This window comes from Brakhagea slesvicensis (assembly GCF_052161625.1).
Classification (GTDB): domain Bacteria; phylum Planctomycetota; class Planctomycetia; order Pirellulales; family Pirellulaceae; genus JBKCUI01.
This window is the reverse complement of sequence record NZ_CP197412.1, coordinates 4,515,386-4,536,230: the sequence shown is the minus strand read 5'-3', so window position 1 is coordinate 4,536,230 and position 20,845 is coordinate 4,515,386. Positions and strand designations below refer to the sequence as shown.

The following is a 20,845-nucleotide window of genomic DNA, read 5'->3' as shown; positions in this document are numbered from 1 at the left end:
ATGGAATCGAGGCGGGTCGCTCCGAAGAACGCCCGCCTCTCAGTTCGTTTTTAGCTTAACCGTTGAACGCTTCTGCGAAGAAGCCATCCAGCGAGTCGATATCGGGGTCTGAGGAATCGAATAGAACAGTTGCAATGTCCTCTTCTTCCTCATTGCTCAGGCTGGCCCAATAGTCTGCGAGGCTCATGCCCATCGAGGTATTCTCACCATCGCGTCGAGCTCCCGCAACTCGCACATCGGACATCCCGACGGATTGGTTTGAGGAGGTCTGCGTCACCGAGGAGCTCCATGCAACTCGTGCTGCCCCGTCCAAACCAACGCCGACCATCATCGAGCCAGATCCCTCTCCTTCACCTTCGCCCGACTGATTGCTTCGAGCGTTGATAAAGTTGATGACTTCTAGCACGTCGAGTGGCGAGATAAAGTTGTCGCCATTGACATCACGATAAGGAGGTGGAGCTTCCAGTCCAGCAACCGGAATGCTCGAGGCACCGGCGAAGTTGAGGAAGTTGACGATGATCAACACATCCAGAGGCGATACGCTTCCGTCGGCGTTGACATCCAACCGATTCGACTGATTCTGATGAAGTGGTGGTGGAGGATTGCCGATCGTGATCGTCACGGTTCCTCGCGATCCCACTGCACCGAATTGATCGACTCCTTCGTATTCAAAGGTATCGGTCGAACCGACGCTGATCGTGTTGTTCGAACGGTAGGTGAACGTTCCATCCGGGTTGAACGAAAGGGTTCCAAACGCAGGCTGACGGGTCACCCGAGCGGTAAACGCGTTCCCTTCTGGATCACGATCGTTCGCCAAAACGCCATCGTCGTTGAGCGAGGATGTCAAATTGCCCGTTGGATCCGTTGTGGTAAACGCTGCTCCCCGCGGAACCGTGTAACTATCGTTGACCGCTCGTGGACCATCGTTGGTAGCAGCAACGACCAGATCGAAACTGTCGCTGATCGTATTGCCGGCCAAGTCGGTCGCCCGAACCGTGACCGTCGCAATTCCCGACGCGTCCGGTAGCAACACCAGGCTCAAGCTTCCATTGATGATCGATGCCGATACCAAGTCCGTGTTGTTGACGTCGACGGTGAAGGTAAGCTGATCACCATTGAGCAAGGAATCGGGATCGAAGAAGTAGGTCGGCGACAGCGTGATCGGCGAAATCGCTTGATCCTCGCTGACATTCAAGTTCGGTAATGGTGTGGCCAAACGAGGAGCGTCACCCACCGGATTGACAACGATATTCAGCGTATTGGTAACCAGTGCTCCCGAAACGTCGCGTGCTTCTACCACCACGGTCGCATTGCCATTGGCATCGGCGAGCGGCCTGACAAACATGGTGTTGCCAACGAAGTTGATTTGCACCAAGTTGTTATTCGTGTTGCTAACGACCCGATACTGAATCTCGTCGCCGTTGGGCAATACGTCAGGATCGAAGAAGTACTGCGTCAAATTCAACGAGACTTCTGGATCATCCTCGCTCAATGTCAAGGTTCCCATCGGTGCAACGACGCGAGGAGCATCATTGACAGCCGTCACCGTGACCGTGACCGTTCCGCGCGAAGTCTGTGGGTCCAACACTCCTTCACTGGTCCCGTTATCGGTCACCAAGTAGAAGAACGTGTCGGTTCCATTGAAGTCCGCCCGAGGGGTGTACCGTACCACACCGTTCTCGAAAACAACCGTTCCTCCTTGGGAGCTTACAGGCTCAACGCCGGTGAAGGTCAATGTTTGACCAGGCTCACCCGCAGTGTCCCCATTGGTAAAGAAAGCGATGCCGTTGGTGTATTGGGTGTCCTCGTCGATCAGGACCGACTTTGGAACGGTCACTGGCGGATCGTTCTTATCGCGGACCGTGATGGTCGCAGTACGCGTCACCGATCTTGGATCCGCCAGAGTCCCGGTCACCCCATCATCGGTAATGGTGAAAGTAAACGTGTCAGTTCCAGCGAAGTTCAACGGCGGGGTGTAAGTCAATACACCGCCGACAACCGATAGCGAACCGTTCTGGGCCGAAACGTTATTGGGAACGGACAACCTCAAGGTTTGGGCTGATTCGTTGGCAGGACCAGCAACCGCACCCGAAAGCGTTACGACTTCATCCGTCGTCAACCGCAAAGGCTGGTCTTCATTGATGGTCCGTGAGAAATCGACTGCTAAAGGAGTGTCGTTGACGGGTCGAACATTGATCGTGACCGTCGTATCGGTGGTCGCTTCGATGATCTCGCCGAGCCCTGCATCGATGGTCACGAACGATCGATAAACAAACGTATCTGTACCAAAGAAATCGGGATTCGGAACATAGGTAAACAATCCATTGCTACCCAAGGTGAATGGAACCGAGGAATGCTGCGGTCCCGAAATCAATCGTCCCGAGATAACTCGACCATCGGCGCTGGTATCGTTCGCGAGAACTCCATCGTCGACGACGAATCCTGGTGTCAACTGCCCATTGGCATCGATTGTCACCAAGCCACCTACCTGGTCTTCGTCCATCGTGTAAACGTCGCTGTTTCCAACAGGTGGTACACCCGGAATAATGCGAACCAAGTAATCTTCGACTTCTCCGTCCAACGCCAATCCGGTCGGCAGGTGATTTCCGGCCGATGAAGTTCGGAATCGAGCGTACGAGTTGATACCCGACGCTGGAATTGGCGAGGTCGCAGGAACTCGAATCTGGAATGTTTGGGTAAGATTGGTTCCGCTGAATTCAACATTTCGTACGATGTGCTCGCCTGGATCATCCCAATCACCGTCCCCATTGAAGTCGATCCAACCATCGACAAAACCGTTGGTGGTCAACGTGATCGTGACTCCGGTGTCGATGGTGTGATTGAAAATCGGACGGGCCAAGTTCTGGAACTGGAATGCGACGCCGTCGTCACCCGCATCGCCATCGGAAAGAGGCGAGCTGCGGCCATCCAACTCGGAATCGATGTCGGCACCCAATCGCAACGCGGTCGCGTTGGAAACGTGCCGAGCTCCGTCGAACGCGAGCAGCGTTGGATACCGACCTGGTGTGGTCGTAATCGGATCCGGTGCGTCACCAAAATCGAGCAATGTACCTGGCATCAAGATCGTGAACTGTGTCTCGTTGTTGATGCGGTTGCTTCGCAGGAAGTTACCTGAGTTGTCCTGAATACCTCGGAGATAGAAATTCGCCACATCGGTACTGATGTTGACGGCTTCCTCGACGAACAAGGTCGAACCGCCACGTACCTTCGCGAACAAGTTGGTTCGGCCATCCGCATTGGCTTGATTGATAGCTCGAACAATCGCATCTCGCATGTCGGTGGCCGAGAACGACAGGTCTTGCACAAAGCTGACCGGTACCGCTCCTCCAGGCACTCCGGAGATCTGCAGGGACGGAGCATTGTCAATGTTCGTCGTGTACCGTGCGTTGTCCAACAGCTTGAGGCCGTTCGGGGTAATCTCCGTCTGGAGACCTAGGATCGAGGATTCGATCGCGGCCTTCATCGCGGCGAAAACGTCGGCTCGCGAGCTTTGGTTGTTGTACCGAATCGGTGTATTGGCGGGGTTGCGCCCGTTCCCGATGCTCAAATTCTCAAATTCAAACGATACAGCGACCGTTCCGTTGTTGACGATGAACACATCGCCATCGGATACGTTTCCTCGCGACAAGGTGATACCAGAATCACTGACGTTCACCGAATTGTTCGGCAGCAAGCCAACATCAATCCTACCACCCCCTGCGTCGCGAGGGTTAATGCCTAGCCCCGCATTCGCAATGATCGGAAGGATCGTGGTTACCAGATCCGCCGCAGTCGAAGCCGCGCCGTAGCGAATCACGACGTTGCCCGGCAGAGACGGTCCGCTGAAGTTGCTATCGAACTCAAACACCACCGATCGATTGTTCGCCGAAATGGTGAAGGTGGAATTGTCGGCGATATCGACACCACCACGGGTTGGAATCTGCAGCAGCAATGTACCGAAGATGTCCAAGGTGGTGTTGTCTTGTATGCCCGGTCGACCGAATAGTCCAACCGTTGGTGCATTGGTTACCGAAATCGTGTAGGCCTCGGTACCTCCGATGAAGATATTCCCATCTCCAACATGTCGCGGCTGCAAACCGATATTGGCGTCTCGAATTGCAAGTGCCAACTTCGTTCCAATGTCACTTTGCGTGTCCGCACTCGTGATCAGAACAGGTAGGTTACCCGGCTGAACGTTGCCATCGAACGTGAACTCAAAGACGCTTGTTTCAATACTGGTTCCCAAATCTCGAGTGATCGTGATGGATTGCCCATCGACCAAGGATCGAGCTACACCCACTCGCTTCAAGTTGGTGTTCACCACATCGATACGGCCTGCAATCGGAAGCGACAAATGGACCTTATCCGAATCGACAATTGTCGCGTTGACTCCTAAACCAGAGCCATCCAAAGCGAGCTTCAAGGCAGCGGATACATCGCTAGGCGTGCTCGCGGCCGAGATATCGATCCGAACGTTGCCTGGTGCTGTGTTGCGATCGCTATCGAATTCGAAGATCAAACTGGTTCGACCATCAGAGACTCCGAACGTTTGACCGTCTGTGATCCCGCCAGGTCTGGTTCCCAAGGCAGGGACCAAAAGCGCCAATGTGGAATTAGGCTGGGGCAAAGCAGGGGTGTCGGTGGTGTCGACATATCCCCCCAACGGTGCACCGATGAACACGTCATCATTATCCAACACCCGGACACTGATCGTCGGAATCGTCGACAAGGCCGCAACGATTGCATCGGCAATGTTGCGTTTGGTCGACAAGGACGAGAACGGAATGCGGGTGTTCCCTGCGATGGAGTTGTTATTCGAGTCAAACTCAAAGACATAACTTTGAGTCCGATCGTTTACGATGAAGGAATCTCCATCCCCAATACCGCCAGCTCCACCACCTGCAATCGGAACTTGCAGTTGGATGCCTTGAGGTACTTGCAGGCGGAAGCCACTATCGTATTCGAAGTAAACCGTTCCACCCAGCGTGTCGCGAATCGTGAAGGTATCACCGTCGTCGACGATATCGCCAGAGGATGCGTCGATAACAAACCGATCCTTGTTATTGAGACTGATGTCGTAAACTCGGTCGTTCCTCCAAATCCCCGCCAAAGGCTTGAGAACGATTTCGTTGGTCGTCGAGTTGTAGGCAAACGCATAATCGATTCCTTCGACGAGCAGACGCCCGTTTTCGGTCAAAGTGATCACGGAACCTGGAAGGCGGTTTCCACCTTCTCGACCGATCACGGAATCATCGTTGATCCCCGTGCCCGCTTGCAGGTTTGCCGTCTCAAAGCCGTCTTTCAACTGGATTCGGAACTCGCGATAGACGCCATCTTCCAATCGCATCACCGACAAAGTGTTGTCGATATCGATGCCTTGTGCGTCGTTATCGATCGGTGTCAAAGCGACCGCAGTCGGGCCCACGAAATCAGCGCGATCGAGTGCACCTCGGTCCTTGAAGACGTTACCGCCCAAGCCGCTCGGTGGTGAAACAGCAGGATCGTCCGCACGAAGCTGACCACTATGGTCTCGATCCGGAGCGAGCACTGGCGATGGGGAAATGCCGACGGCACTCTTCACCGCACGGAACGCTTCTCGCTCAGGGAGCGAGTCAACCGAGCTGTCGATGACCGGAGATCCTGGAGCCGGCAAGAACCGACCGCCAGGGGCGTCCACAAAAGCTCGAACGTTGTTCGGAATCGTCGTGTTGAAGTCGAGCGACGTGTTGGGGACATTGATCGGTCCCGCTTCGACACCCACATTCAACGCGGCCAACGACTCCGCCGTTTCCCAATATTGCGAAATCGTTCCCGATACAATCGTCGGAGATGGTCGAACAGGGGAATTCGGACCGGTTCCGAATCGACCGTTCGTCATGCTGGTGACAGGTCGACCGTTTTGTTGTGCCAAGAATCCGTTGATCAACCTCGCTTCTTCTTGAACGATCGGGGTTTGAACGTTGACGAAGGCGTTGTTGAGCAACGTTGGCGACGCTCCGCCGGTTACCAAAATACCCGTTTCAGAAATGATCTGATTGAGGTTGTTGTTGGCATCGAAATCGGGGTCGACTTTGATGTTGCCATTGCTGCGAATCGTCGAAGCGTTTCGAATGACAACATACTTTTCGGTCGTTCCGTTCCCTTGCGATGTCGAGCTCGCTTGCCCGGAATTGGACCGGTCGGTACCCAATCCGATGGACGAATGCGTCGGCGAGACGTCGAAAGGCGACTCGTCGCTGTTCCATCCTGGATAGATGGCCAATCCGGCTTGAACCTGAGGCCCTCGTATATTACCGGAGTTCACACCCACATCGCCGTGCCCTGCGGGGATACGACTGTTCGGTTGGAATCCATTGATTCCACCCACCGCGACGGCCGAAACAGGGGCCAATGGATTGGCCACACCGAAATCGCCGTTTGAAAGCTGCTGGGTGTTGAGCATCCCCGCTGCATTGACAGCACCTGCAATCGCCCGAGCGACGTCGGGAACTCGATAATCTGCACCGATGAAGACAGGAATATTTCCGGCCGTGACGGCACCTGTTCGAGTGAATTCGAAAGTACGCGAACGGGAGCCCGTGGTTCCAAAATCGGCAACTTGATCGATCGTGAAGGTCTCACCATCGGCATACGCGCTCGGATCATCGACGCTGATAACGAACTGCTGCGCCTTAAGCACCTGCAGAGTCATGGTGTAATCGCCGCTTGTGCTACCGCGCTGTCGTCCCGCCAAGGAAAGAGGATCGTACGTCGTATTGCCCGCCGAGGAGATCGCTGCGTAGTACACGCCTGGCACTGTCGCAGTGAAATCCACGTAAGGATCGCGGCCCACACTGGTATCGCCCGGTCCGAGGCCAAAGTCGTTGGTGGTTGGATCGATCAACCCACGGACGTTCATCGCACGCCCCTGAGCATCGAAAATCTTGACGGCGGCATCGAGGGTCGCGGTATCCAGCGTATCCACATCGATCAAAACGCGTTCGCCGATTCCCAATGTGAACTTGTACAAATCCACATCGGAGGATCCTGTTGACAAGGGGTCTGGATTCAGAGTCGCATTGACTGTGTAGCTAACTGGGTTCGTCGCAATGCCTTGCCACGTTTCGATGGCTCCAGCGATCGTATCGTTCGCTGTCGTATCCGTCGTGCTCGCATTGAACGGGGCCCGGCCATCGTTTCCGAAGACGGTGTTGTTCACAGCCCGAACGAACGGCGATGCGGTGAATTCACCGACTTGTTGGATGGAAAGGGGGCCGCTTCCACCGAAGACACTGCGATTGGTGATCGCCTGTGGTCCCTTCACGTAGATCGATGCGGATCCCGTGGTCTGCTCTGCCACCCAAGTCCGAATGTTATGGGTGGTCAGGTTCGTCACGAGCACGCTGCCGTTGATCGCATCGCGAATCGCTTTGACCACTTCGTCGTCCGAATAACCCGACACTCCATTCCCGGGTCGCAAGTATGCTTGACCACCATCCTCGCGATAGTAAATCGGAATGTTGTCTTGGAACCATCCGTTTCCTTGCACAACACCGCTACCGAAGTTCGGCGCGCCTGTCGGAGCACCTGCCACATCCTCGAACTCGAAATTGACTTTCTGACGACCAAAACTGATCGACAGGATATCGCCGTCGTCGACAAACGACCCCGAGTGATCGCCATCCGTATTCGCCGTCTGAACGTTATCCTGTGCGCCAGGCAGCGCGGTGATCTGCCACATGGGGGTATCCCCCTGGATGTGGAGCCCGCCTAAACCATTGCCATCGAAAATGTTGTTCGAGACGATCATGCCGGGAGTGAGCCCCGCGTTCTCAGCTCGCGATCCTGCTCCCACTCCAAATGGAACCAAGTTTTCTTGAGGCAGGTTGCGTGCGTAGGCACCTCCCAATGTCGGAGGCGCTCCGTAAGCCGTCGACAAGGTTCGTCCATCTGCAAAATACTTGTCTGCAGGCGCTGAGAGAACACCGAAGTCTCGCGCTTCAGTCACACGCGTCGAGGTAACAACAAATTGTCCTTGCTCCCTCGGTACGTTCTGATCACCAAATTGATTGAAGTTGACGATGGCGTTGCCGAATAGCGACGCTCCACTGACAAACTCGACCTCACCCGACAAATTGACAATCGTATTGCCGCGTGCTGAGCCGCTGATGATGCCGTTGCTGTTCGCGGCGGTGATTCGGAGTCGGCTTTGGGCGTAGGTTGTGTTGATCGCATCGCGAACCGCCACAGCCAATTCAGCCGGTGTCGACGTCGCACTCACACGGATGGGCGTATTGCCGAAATCGAATTGTCCGTCGTAGGTGAATTGAAAATTAACGCGCGACGCACCGTCGCTGAGCGTGAAGACCGCCTTGTCGGGCATCACCATGCCAGGCATGAACATCAACGAGGTACTAAAGGACCCTCGATCGTATCGCTCCTTCGGTGCGTTCGAGTTGACCGCGTCCGACTTTCGGATTTCGACTTGATATTGCCCCGCACCGGCGCCGCCCGCTGTGAAGGCACGCGAAGAAGTGGTGTTCGTCGCAAATTCGCCACGCGAGATCATACCGATGACAACGTCATCCATTCGGACATATCCGGTGCTGCCCGTTCCTGCGGCGTTCGCTCCGTTCGAATCGTATCGGAAGACCAACTGAACCGAGCCCCCTTCAAAACGATCCAAACTGATGCGTGCTTGATCGTATTGCCCCAACGTTCGATTCAACGATACCGGTGCGGCCCCAGGCAAACTGCTCGCGAGCAATACATCGGGCTGCCCTGCGACTCGACCGTATATCTCAAAGCGATCGTTCGCATCGTGTGGCACGAAATCGTAGGTCACATACAACCGTGTCCCGTTGGCTTCGTTGCTGAGGTCAAGGGTATTGGTGACCAAATCCTGTGCGACGTTTCCATCGGAAACAAACTCGAGCTGCCGGGCGCCACTATAGTTCGGATTCGAACCGACAAATGACGTTTGCCATTGGTTGGTTCCTGGTGCCGCAGGCAATGCGGGGAAGAGATTGGGGATGGAAACCCCGGGTTGATTATTGAAATCAAATCCTTCGTGTGCAATCCATCGATACGTGTCCACCGGCGTGTAGCGCGGAGTCCAAATACCCAAATAGAAGTCGTCGAACTGAACGCCTGTCGGACCGCCGGTGATGGCGCCGTTGGCATCTCGGTAAGAGAATTCGAAGACGAATGTCGCGCCAGGATTCGATGCGAATACCGACGAAAGGTCTGCTTCCAAGGTACGCCACAGGTTATCGCTCGAGCCCAACCCTGAGGTGTAGACTGGAGTGCCTGTCCCCGCCGCATTGTTGTACAAACGGACTTGCAAATTGCCCCCAGGTGCCGTCGGGTAGCGATACTTCATCGAGAAATGAACGCGATCGCCAGCATCCCAATTGGCCGGGGCGGTGAAAGCCGTGGAGTAGAGCGCATCGGGCGTTACCGCCGTATTCGCTTTCGGATCCCCTGGATTCCAGCCGAACACTTGAGTCCCACCGTGACCACCTGCATTCGTAGTCGCTGGCCGCCACTTGTAATCGGCATCGGAACCGAACGAGGCGTTCGATCGAGCGACGTCAATAAACGATGGGAAGACGGGGTTCGAAATTCTGGAATTGGAGAACAAATTCTCGAAACTGTCGTCGAACAACACGGTGTTTCGCGACAAAGCTACCGGAGCACCGCCGTCGCCGCTAATTCCCAAATCGTAGGTACCGCGAGGGAGAGCAATCGATCCGATATAAGGATCGCGAGATCCCACTGATCCACGCGTCAGATCCGCGAATTCGGACCCAGAAAGAGGACGAACCGGATTGATCAAATCGTCCGCAATACTGCTGCTCGTGCCGACATAGATTCCGTTGTTCGAGAACAAGTAGGCCGAGGTATTTGGACGGTTCAAACCATCCGCATAATCCACATCGATCGCAATCGGGTAGGTTGTGCCAAAGGATGGTTGAAGAAGGTCGGTATCACCCAACGTGAACCGAATCAAATTCGGTGCACCACCTGTCAACTGACCGGCGACGCTGATCGCTCCCGCATCGGTGTAGTGTAGATTGCCGACTTCTGTGATTCCGTCGTTCGTTCCATCGAACATGTTCACATGCGCTTCCCCTGTTAACGGCGAATGCGCTGGAAGCCCCGTTGCATGCACGCCGTTGGTGGCATAGCGAATGTCCGCATAACTAACAATTGAACCTGCAAACTCCTGCTGATCTCGCAACCGGACTTGTACGGTATACGAGCCGCTGGTCAAGCCCGCAGCCGAATTGTCGATGTTCGTGCTCTTCGAACGAACTCGGAAGAAGTAAGTACTGATCGTCCCGTTGATTCCCGGAAGCAAGACTCGGAGCGCTGCGTCCTTAGGATTCGTTGTGAAATCATCCTTCAACAAACCGGACTCGTTGCGTCGCGAAACCGTATTGTTTCGCTTCACGATCGGATTGACCGACGTGCTATCCACCAAAGAAGTCACCTCGATCAACGATGGATTGAGCTGCTCGTCCGTGCTGTTGTCGCTGCGAGCGAGCAACGCGCCGTTTGCATCCAAGACTTCAATAACGCTGTCGAGCGTGTAACTCGTCGCGTCGATGTCAAACCAAACTTCCGTTCCTGCAGTCGCGGAGAAACTAAAGATGTCTTGATCGTTTGGCTCGCTGATCACACCTTCCACGACAAAACCGAGAATGCGATTCTCGTCACTGGCCTGTGCATTGGGAGCTAGGACCCCCAAGAACTGAGACAGGGTGACGGAATCATTGGTACCAGGAGCGATCGTCGTAGGCGATTCCACCTCCATCACCGTCTGAACGTTGCGATCATTGCTAAACGTATCGAATACTAAACTGCGCCAATCACCAGGCCGTGGGACTGTCGCAATCCCGTCATTGTTCGTATCGGTCTGAGGACGGCCATCCGGCTGCGTTCCTGCACCGACGGAATCATCCCTCAAGCTTGTGAAGACAACTGGGAAACCGGGCTGCCCGATGACTTGGATCGTTCCTCCCACGCGATCGGGAGTGCTGCTGTAGGTTCCCGTGGCGGTAAAACCTGTTCCACGCTCTTTGTCAAAGTTCGAGCCTTGCCCCTCCAACTTGATTACGAGCGACTCGTTGATCGCGCTTTGAAGCCGAAGTCCATTGCTGTGCTCCAAGTTCGACACGACAACAGAATCGAACAGGACGTGAACAATGTCGGTATCATCCCACACGCTCTCGGTCGTCAGATAATTGCGGGGCAAATCTCGTACGGAAAGAACGGTCGTATCCGTATTGTTCGTGGCGGCATCCGCACGGATTTCCAATCCGTTGATCCCGTTGTTGAAGAGTTTGTTTCCTCGGAACAATGGACCTCGATTGGCATCGAGGGTGAGGTCGCGATCGATCTGCCCCGATTGGCGTCCCGAATCCCCTCGCAGCTTCGCATCCATCGAATTCACATCGATGGTCATTGCGGTCCCTTGGTTATTTTGGAAAACGTTGTTCAACATCACCGGTTGTGTTCCACGGATGAACACAGTGGAACCGCGGCTCGCATTGTTCCCAAAAGGATAGTTCTCATTGGCTGGCCGTCCCAATCGATCGATTGGCCCTTGCCCGCCCATGCCGTTGGCATTCTCTTCGAAGATGGTGTTGGCGATGCGTGCGTCGGCTTGTTGAAGCTCGATCGGGCTGAACGCTTTCAATGTACCTTCGATACGCGACACACCGCCCGCGAAGGCGAATACCGCATTGTCCAACTGCAGCGTGGATCCCGGCGAAGCATACACACCGCTCCAATCGCGTGGGTTGGCATCGTTGTCTGCATTGCGTCCATTGTTGTTGGTGTCAAAGGTCCCGCCCGCTCCGAATCGATCATCCTGCTTGCTGGTGAATACGACTCGACCGTCGACGGTCCCTTCCGCCAACAATTGCGCACTGTGTCCGATCTCGATGCGGGTCCCTTCCAACTTGATGATCATCCCCGGATCGATCGCCAAGGAAGCATCCAGGCGAGGGCGAACGTTTCCAAACGCGAGAATCGATAATGGAGCGCCCGAAACACTTCCATTATCCGTGAAGGTGGTTACTCCCGATGCGGTGATTTCGCCGGCCAATACGAATGTCCCAGCACCGCCAGGCGCGCTGCGATAAATCCGACGCGTCGCGTAGCCTTCTTGAAGAGCAGGGAGGTTGGTGAGACGAATGGTTCGATTCGCTGCCGTCGTAGAGATCGTTGTGGTGGCATTGGATGCAAGACTTTCACGCCCTGCAGCATCCACCATGACCACTCGATACGTGTAAGTAGTCGACGCGTTGAGATTTCCCGCAGGCATGGTCGAGAGTCCTACTCCCGATACGTTCGGCCGATCTCGCAACAACGTTGCTGCACCATCGGCAGGCTGCTGCCCACGATCCAGGAACGTTGTGGTTCCGCCGTCCAACTCTGCAACCAATCGATAGGAACCGCTACCCGAACTGTCGCTTCGATAAATGCGTCGCGTAACGTATTCGCCACTCACTCCTGGAATGCCGAAGACACTCACCGCGGATTGTCCGGGGGCCACGACCACGCTCTGCGTTGGATCCGACGGAGGCGTTTCGTACCCGTATCGATCTACAAACGTGATCTTGTAGTTGTAAGTACCAGGAAGCAGAATGCCTCCGGTGCGGGCCTGGAGCGATACCAAATTCGACGAAACCAAAGTCGCGTCGAGCAATCCAGCACCCGGACGACCTTGGATCAAAATGTTTTCCGCAATGACGTGGGTCACATCCGTATCGTCGAATCGCCCCGGAACCGTCAATTGCTTCAGCTCCCCACCCGCCGGCGTCGATACCTTGATAAACATGCCGTTGATCGAGTTGTTGACCAACGTGTTGTTGTGGATATCAGGCCCAACCCGATCATAGTCCGGAGTGAAAGATCCTTTGCGCTGATAAATCGGCTCGCTGAATAGCGTTTCTTGGAAGCTATCCGGAGTCGCGCTCAAGGCGGCATCCGCACCGTTCGTAATGCGGTTGTAGGAAATCGTCGGACGCATATCCGCGATCTGAATGGAATTGACAACCTGTTGCACCGAATCGATCACAACAGAACTCGAACCACCGTATCGAATGTCGGCATGGTTCACATACTGAAGGAATATCCCTTCGTCTTCCAAATCGAAACGCCCCGCAGCCTTGTCCAAATCTCGCTTGAAGAGCAATCCACCCCAATTGCCAGGCGCAGGGGCCGTGGTTGGCGTGTAGTTATCCAAACCGATCGACTCGTCGAGCCACGAAGTAAAGAAGACACTACCGGGTGCCGTTGTTCCGTTGCTGAGCTTGATCGCATTGCCCGCATTATCGAGCAAGACCGGTGCCCCAAGGACTTGCAACGCACCGCCGCTGCGATCCACTCCGAGGGTCGAGCTTCCAACCCCGATGCGAGATCGGTTCGACTTGAATATTGCCCCTGCATCCACCATGACCGTGACGCCCCGTGGCACATCCATGGTCGGTCCGTCCGACAGAATCGATCCTGCCAACAGTCCAAATCCAATCTCATAGGCGACGTTGTCGTTGACCGTCTCCAATCGCCCGTCGTTACCGCCGTTCCCGACAATCCGAACAATATCTCCTGGGAACGTTGCTCCAAACGCGTTGGGAACACCGATGCCTGCAATGTTATTGAAAGGCTTTGCCAAGGATCCATCCGCACTGGGTCCAGCCGTCTTGTCGACGAAAATCGTCTTGCCTAAAACGTCGATAACGGTCAAGTCTGGCGAGAGCTGAAGGTTGCGTTCTCCCTGCAACGTTACGGTTCCACCCACCGCCGATGCCGTAATACCAAGCTCGCCACGCGATTGAATCGCAGCCACGACCGCGGCCGCCAGATCAGCCTCCGAGCTGGAGTTGGAATAAACAATTCGCGTGTTCCCTGTTCCAACCGTCGCGTCGGCACTGAATTCAAATCGGCGGACCACGCCATTGCTACCGGTTAAGGTAATCAGCCTACCTTCCAATGCGGGCGAACCACCGGCATTGAAATTGAATGAACGGTTGAGCTGACGTGTCTCGAACCAGAAGTTGTAAACACCACCAGGTGTTCCATCTGCGTCCCCATCCAACGCGACCGAAATACCGTTTGCTTCCGCAATGTCTTGGATCGAATCTGCCGAATCCGTCTGAGCGCGGAAACTCAATCGCAAGTCATACTTGCCCTGCGTACGTCCGCCTGTCCCCGTTCCAGGAATCACAGGATCATAACTGTCGTTACCCGACGCAGAGACGCCGATGTAGTAAACGCCCGAATCCAAATTCAACCGAATCAGAGAATCGTCACTAAAGTAGTTGTCGTTCTGCGCGATCAAATCCACGCGCCCACCCTTCAAGGTGATCGGCGAATAGGTAATGTCGCGATTGCCAAGCAACGTCGAAACGCTACCGGCCAACAATTCAACCTTCACCAAACTTCTCGCTGCCGGATCATTGTCCAAGGCAGTGATGAAGTCGCCCAACGTCGACTCGCTTCCCACCGTCGAATTCAAGTCAATGGCGATGGCGTTCGGGAAAACTTGGACCAATGGCGATGCCCCGACACCGCGTGGACTTCGGGTAACGAAGACTTGAAGATTGTTCCCTAACTTGCCCGACTGAACCGCCGTGAACTTCACTTGGACGGACTGCCCAAGGTTCAATGTGGACAAGGCGGTCGCTTGCACTTCTTTGTAAAGCGCCAACCGAGTGTCCAGATTGCTGCTGCTCGCAGCTCGCTCTGCAAACGTCTCGGCAACAAACACGCCAGTTCTGGAAGCTCCATTCGGTCCAAAGTCGATATCGAATCGATACAAATCGATATCGCTTCCTTCCGGACGATGGATGTACTGCCCGTGAAGAACGTCCTGATTGCCTGGGAAGATCGGTTCGAAGTTGCGATTGGATCCCGCCGGTGGAAACGTGATGAAATCGGTGTCGAAATTCATCAAATTGGAAGCATCCAAATTTCCAGCATTGGACAGCCCCAGCATCAATCCGACGCTTGCGGCGACCGAACGAGTGAAATCCTCGGCGTAGTTGTCCTCCCATGCGTTGCTGGCAGAGAAAACCGCCAGCGAGTTTTGATACGTTGGGTCGATCCGGACTGCAAAAGACGGTCCCTGACGGACTTGCATGCCAAAACCTGATGCAGCAGCCAATTCACCCAACGCAAATGTTAGTCCACTGTTCGCTGTCTCCACGAATTGAACACCGAGTTGATTGCTCCAGAGGGACAATGCCTCGCGAACGCGTTCCTTTTGCTTCTCGGTGATCGCATTGGTAACGGGACTGCCACCCACCGTTCCATAGTTCGAACGGAAATTGTAGAAGAGGGTTCGAATGCCCGGAAAATCATCACCACCAAATGATGGGTTGATGTGATTCTCAAATGACTCTGGAACAACTCGCTGCCCCGGATCATTTGCCGCTCCGATCAAATCGAGCAAATGGGTCTCTGCATCGATTGTTGACGTCATCAACAAACTGGTCATCGGTACGGATGACGAGCCGATGGTACCTAGGTTGGTAGAGGTTTGGAACGTGCTTCCCATCCCAACCAACGTCGCAGAGTAATTGATCGGACGATTGCCGACCACGAAGTTCCCGTTGGAGCCTGGCTCCAACGACGTTCGAATCAGCGAAGCCGCAGCGGATGCCTCCAATGCTTCGATGACCTGAGTCACCGTCGCTGTGGCCGATCTCAAATCGACCGTGATAACATTGCCGGCAACCGAAACGGTTGGGAGTCCGCCCGCGTTGCTATTGGTGAATCGGACCGATGTCCCCGAACCAGCCTCACCTAGCTGCCTCGCTGTAAATCGGACCTTGGCTGCGCCGTTCGAATTCATATCGATGATCGCGGTCGCAGCCGATTCGCTGGCCGAAGGTGCCATCGGCGCGGACTCGCGAGTTCCGACTCGCAATCGGAACGAACTGGCGGGAGCGAATGGACCGGCTAAGCGATCGATGTCGTCATTGAATTTGAGAGTCGCTGTGTTTGCCGATGCGTTGTATCGAACGGACACCGGCAAGAAGGATGCGAGATCGTCGGTGTTGCGAACTGTGTCCGCCGTATAGATCAATTGATAGAACTCGGGATTCTCAACGCTTCGCTGAGTTGGATTTCCCGCACCATCGTTCTCCACTAACAGCTTATCGTTGTCGAAATAAACAATAACCGTGTCTCGCAACTGCTCCAACTGTCCAGACGCATTGCGAACCACCGGCTGCGGAACCACGCCCGTAATCTTCGCACCGAGATCCAATCGGAAGTCGATTGTGTCCTGACGCGTGTTGGCAACCGACGGAACAAAAAACTCTCCATCTGTGTTGCGCAATCCACGAATCCCTTGACCCGGATCGTCGAAGCCAAAGATCTCCAAGCGATAGACGTCATCGGGCAAGTTCTCCGCGAACCGCAACGTGACTTCATTCTCATTCGGACGATCCCCAATCACCACCGCCCCTGGCTGAATGATGACGTCGTTATTCGTTCGCATGACGATCGGAGAATACGACGATGTTGCCGCGCTACCTAAACGAGTCGATGCCAATCCGCCATTGATCTTCGCACTCATGCGAGGCGACACCACGGACGAGGCATTGATCGCATCCACCAACCCCTGCGCGGTAACCAGCGCAGTGGGATTGGAATTCAACACGATGTTCACAACGTTGCCGCTGACACTGAAACTCGGCCCCACCGAAGGTCCCAGATTCGAAGCGCTAACCTGGATCGTCAAAACGTCCGATGCGTTGCGACTGGTGAGTTGCAAGTCAACGGCGCCAACCGTACCGAAGTCACTCGATACCGAGGGCAGACCGAACGAACCATCCCCACCTGCTCGTGAAACACGAATCCCACCGACTGTCGCCGCGTCGAGAATCTGCGCATCATCAAAACGGAAGGTCAACTCTTTCGGCGCAATCTGCCGAATAACTCCATTCTCGATCAAGTCGCTATTGTTCGGCTGAACACCGATCAATCGTGGCCCGACCGCCATCAATTGCCGGGATTCAAGAGTCTCAATCAGACTCCTGCGGAACGCGAAGCGCTTGCCCTGCTTGGCTTGACTCGATTCGTTCCCCAGCGAAGCATTGCCTTGCGCTTGCGAAGAATCGTTTTGGGGGGCTTGGGAAGAGAACTTGTTGCGAAGCCGGCGGATGGTCATCACCAACCCTCAGTGCAAAGGTAGCTTGGAACCCTACAACAAAATGCCTGCTGCAGGGAAAGGACTAGTTGGTCGCCTCAAAGAGAGCTGCTAACGGCGTTTGATTCCACCTTGCGCATCGCCTCCCCATGAGAACTCACGGTTTCGAGTATAATTGGACCGATTTGGGATGCAAATTTGTAAGCGATACGCGAACTATTCCGAGCTCACTCATCCGTAAATTGCCCCCCTGTTGGGGGAGTTCCCGACCCTCATGCCGATGAAAAATCAAGCCATTTGGGGAAGAATCGACCGCGAACTACTCGGCCAAAACTGCGTAACGTGCGGGTTATGCAGAGTTTGACGTCGATTTGGATGCAGGGGAGGACGATTAGTTCCCCCTGGAATGCTTGGAAATCAACCAGAAAACATTTCGAGAAAAATTTTGACTCAATTCGTAATCCTCCGGCACGAGTACCCAGCTGGCAACGAACGGCAAGACCACTGGGATTTGCTTTTAGAACCTCCAAAGCCGGCAGGAGAAGCTCCCCTTCTTCTCTGCTTTGCAATTCCAGCCCCAATCAAAGATTGGAACGGTGCCGTAGTACAGAAACTACCTGACCACCGCCGCCTCTACTTGCACTACGAAGGACCGATCAGCGGCGATCGAGGCCTGGTTCGTAGGATCGCGACCGGGGAAATCGAATGGCTTGCGCACTCCCCGGGCCTAGTTGAGTGCATCCTCCGCTCCATGCATCCGCCTATCCTGCTTCACGACACGGCCAGCACTCCCGATGACGCATCTCCGACAGAAACAGACGATATCACGCGGGCATCCCTCCCGCTGACCGATACACTCCCTTACGAATGGGGAGCCACACCGATTCACTGCCGTATCGAGCGGCTCACCTCGGACCAAGGAAAGAATGGCGAGTCTGGTAGTTTCCATCCCGCCGACGCCGAACTGGATTCGTGGCAACTAACCTGGCAACCTTAAGTCTTCGTCCAATCGCGACGCTGACGGCTGCTTGGAATTCCCATCTTTTTGCGATACTTGGTGATGGTTCGACGCGCGACCCCCAGGCCGTGCTTCTTAAGCTGCTCTACCAAATCGTCATCGCTCAAGGGATTCGACTTGTCTTCCTTGTCGATGATCTCCTGAAGCTTCATCCGAATCGTTTCATAGGCTACGTCTTCCCCGTCCGCACTAGTCGTTCCGAAAACAAAGAATCGACGTAGCGGGAAAATCCCACGAGGCGTCTGAATCCATTTGTCGTCTACCGCACGGGAAACTGTGGTGACGTGCACCCCAACTTTGTCGGCGATCTGCTGCATTTTGAGCGGCTCGATCGCCTCCGGACCTTCGTCCAAAAACCTCTTTTGGTAATTGACGATCTCCTGCGAAACCTTCGTCAACGTTCGCTGCCGCTGCTGGATTGACTCGATCAACCACTGCGCGCTGCCGATCTTGCGTTTGATGAACTCACGCTCCTCTTCGGTGGCAGTAGGATCCCCCAGCCTGCGCCGATAGTACTCGCTGATTCGAAGCGGTGGCAAGGAATCGTCTACCAATCGAACGGTATACACTCCCTCTTCGTTCGGCTCTACGATCACATCAGGCGTCACCAGCGGTACAATCACCTCCATGAAGGCCGCACCAGGCTTGGGATTGAACCGATGCAACTCCTCCCGGATCTCTTTGATTAACTCCAACGAATAACCGGTCTTCTTTTGTATGACCGGAAGCCGATTTTCTGCTAAATCGTCCAAGTGCTGGGAAATGACCGTTCGCATCTCCTCCGCCAAATAGTCATCCGGACGGATCTGGTTGAGCAGACATTCCTGAAGCGTCCGAGCTGCAATTCCCGCTGGCTCCATCGACTGCACAACCGCTAACGCCCGCTCCGCCACTTGCACGTCCGCTGGCTTGTGATCCGGCGGCAGAATATCCGCCAGCGAGGTCTTCAAATAACCACCATCGCGAGCATCCAAGCAAGAAATAATCCGCTCGGCAATCCGCTCGACGTCTTCTTCGATATCCAACTCCGCTAGCTGGTGCAGCAGGTAATCGTTAAGAGACTCAGGCCGCTCGGCAGCGTTGGCCATCAAATCGTGCGCTCGGTCCGAATCTTCCTGCACCCGATTGCTCGAACGCCGAAAATCGTCGAACGTGTCGGGCATGTCCCCGTCCATGTTCGCCAAACGCTCGAAATCCTCCGCGTTGGACTGACCGTCCTGAACGACTAACTCCTTCTCGTCCTCGGTTCGCGATGCGTTCGGATTGACCGTGTCGTCATGCTCTTCGTCGGGCAAGCTCTCATCCCGCTCCTCCACCTCGAGCATGGGATTCTCGTTCATTTCCTGCTCGATCCGCTCCTGCAATGCCAGAATCGGCAATTGCAAAATCTCCATAGACTGGATCATCCGTGGAGCCAGCTTCTGCGTTTGGATCTGGCGCGCTTCGAGTCCGAACGAAAGACGCATAATTCAGTTATGTCCCACTGATATAAAAGGAGTTGTACCCCTACACTGTACCACTTCAACAGCCGCAAGTGCAGACTTGTTCCGCAAAAAGTTCAAGTGCGGAACGAAATTTGCTGCGAGCTCCATGGCCTCAGAGCCCTATGGCAGTCGCGGTAGCCCAGGAAGCGATGTCGCAGATCGGACGATGTAGCAGATAGGACATGGAACCAAAACCTCAATTCGACTTCGCACCGCACGGTGACCCATCTGTTGGTGCCCCATCTGTCGGTGAAGACTCTTCGCAGGTCACATTGCAGGAACTGCAGCAACGCATCGATATATGGATCCGCACCATCGGCGTCCGCTATTTCAGCGAAATGACCAATTTGGCAGTTCTCATGGAAGAGGTGGGAGAACTCGCGCGATTAATCGCCAGGAACTACGGCGACCAGAGCTTCAAAAAGTCCGACCTCGATCGCGACCTCGCCGACGAGATGGCGGACATTCTTTTTGTTCTGGTCTGCCTGGCGAATCAAACCAACGTGGACCTCACCCAAGCCATCCTGAAGAACTTGAACAAGAAGACCAACCGGGACGCAGAACGCCACCGGTCAAATCCGAAGCTTTCCAGTGGCGGATAATGTTCCGACACCCAAAAACCAATCCCCTTCCACCTAGGAATTGAAAATGAGCCTCACCATCATGCGTCGGATCAAGTTCTGTGCCGGCCACCGCCTGTTTAAGCATGGTGGGAAGTGCGAGCACTTCCACGGCCACAACTACGTTGCCGATTTTTTCGTATCCGGCGAAACCCAAGACTCGGTCGGCCGTGTCATGGATTTCTCCCACCTCAAATCCAAATGCAAGGGATGGCTCGACGAGCACTGGGACCACAGCTTCCTGGTCTACGAGAAAGATCAGAACGCGATCGAGGCTCTCCAAATGGTTAAACCTTCGCGATTATTCCTTATGCCCTACAATCCAACGGCCGAGAACATGGCCCGATACCTCCTCGAGGAAGTCTGCCCCCAACTGCTCGCTGATGTCGGCGCTGTGGCGACGCGCGTTCGCATCTGGGAAACGGACGAGTCGTTCGCGGAAGCCGCGATCGATACTCGCGGCGAACTGGTGATGTCCTCCTTCGACGCCGATTCGACCGACAGCTAACGACCCGCCCAAATCCATTACCGCGTTAGAGCTGTCTTGCCGCTGTGAAACTCTTTTACACGGACC

5 protein-coding genes are annotated in these 20,845 nt (G+C 54.8%); 3 read left to right on the top strand and 2 right to left on the bottom strand.

The window, feature by feature from the left end; translation table 11 throughout:
* Positions 1–55 precede the first annotated feature (55 nt).
* Entirely contained in the window at positions 56–17,170 is a 17,115-nt protein-coding gene (locus tag SH467x_RS17195) for a tandem-95 repeat protein (protein WP_482371389.1), read from the bottom strand.
* A 424-nt stretch (positions 17,171–17,594) separates the two neighbouring features.
* On the opposite strand from SH467x_RS17195, the gene SH467x_RS17190 reads away from it, so the two are divergent.
* A complete protein-coding gene (locus tag SH467x_RS17190; protein ID WP_482368331.1) occupies positions 17,595–18,146 on the top strand; it encodes a hypothetical protein in 552 nt (183 codons plus the stop codon).
* Here SH467x_RS17190 and rpoN read toward each other — a convergent pair.
* Positions 18,143–19,633: an RNA polymerase factor sigma-54 gene (rpoN, locus tag SH467x_RS17185; RefSeq protein WP_482368330.1), complete on the bottom strand. Its 1,491-nt coding sequence runs from the start codon at positions 19,631–19,633 to the stop codon at positions 18,143–18,145. The two genes, SH467x_RS17190 and rpoN, sit on opposite strands and share 4 nt — an antisense overlap.
* A gap of 200 nt (positions 19,634–19,833) precedes the next feature.
* On the opposite strand from rpoN, the gene SH467x_RS17180 reads away from it, so the two are divergent.
* The gene (locus SH467x_RS17180; RefSeq protein WP_482368329.1) at positions 19,834–20,253 is read left to right on the top strand and encodes a nucleotide pyrophosphohydrolase; all 420 of its coding nucleotides are present in this window, start codon (positions 19,834–19,836) and stop codon (positions 20,251–20,253) included.
* A 46-nt stretch (positions 20,254–20,299) separates the two neighbouring features.
* Positions 20,300–20,779 carry a 6-pyruvoyl trahydropterin synthase family protein gene (locus SH467x_RS17175; RefSeq protein ID WP_482368328.1) on the top strand — a complete coding sequence of 160 codons (480 nt, stop codon included), beginning with the start codon at positions 20,300–20,302 and terminating at the stop codon, positions 20,777–20,779.
* Positions 20,780–20,845 lie beyond the last annotated feature (66 nt).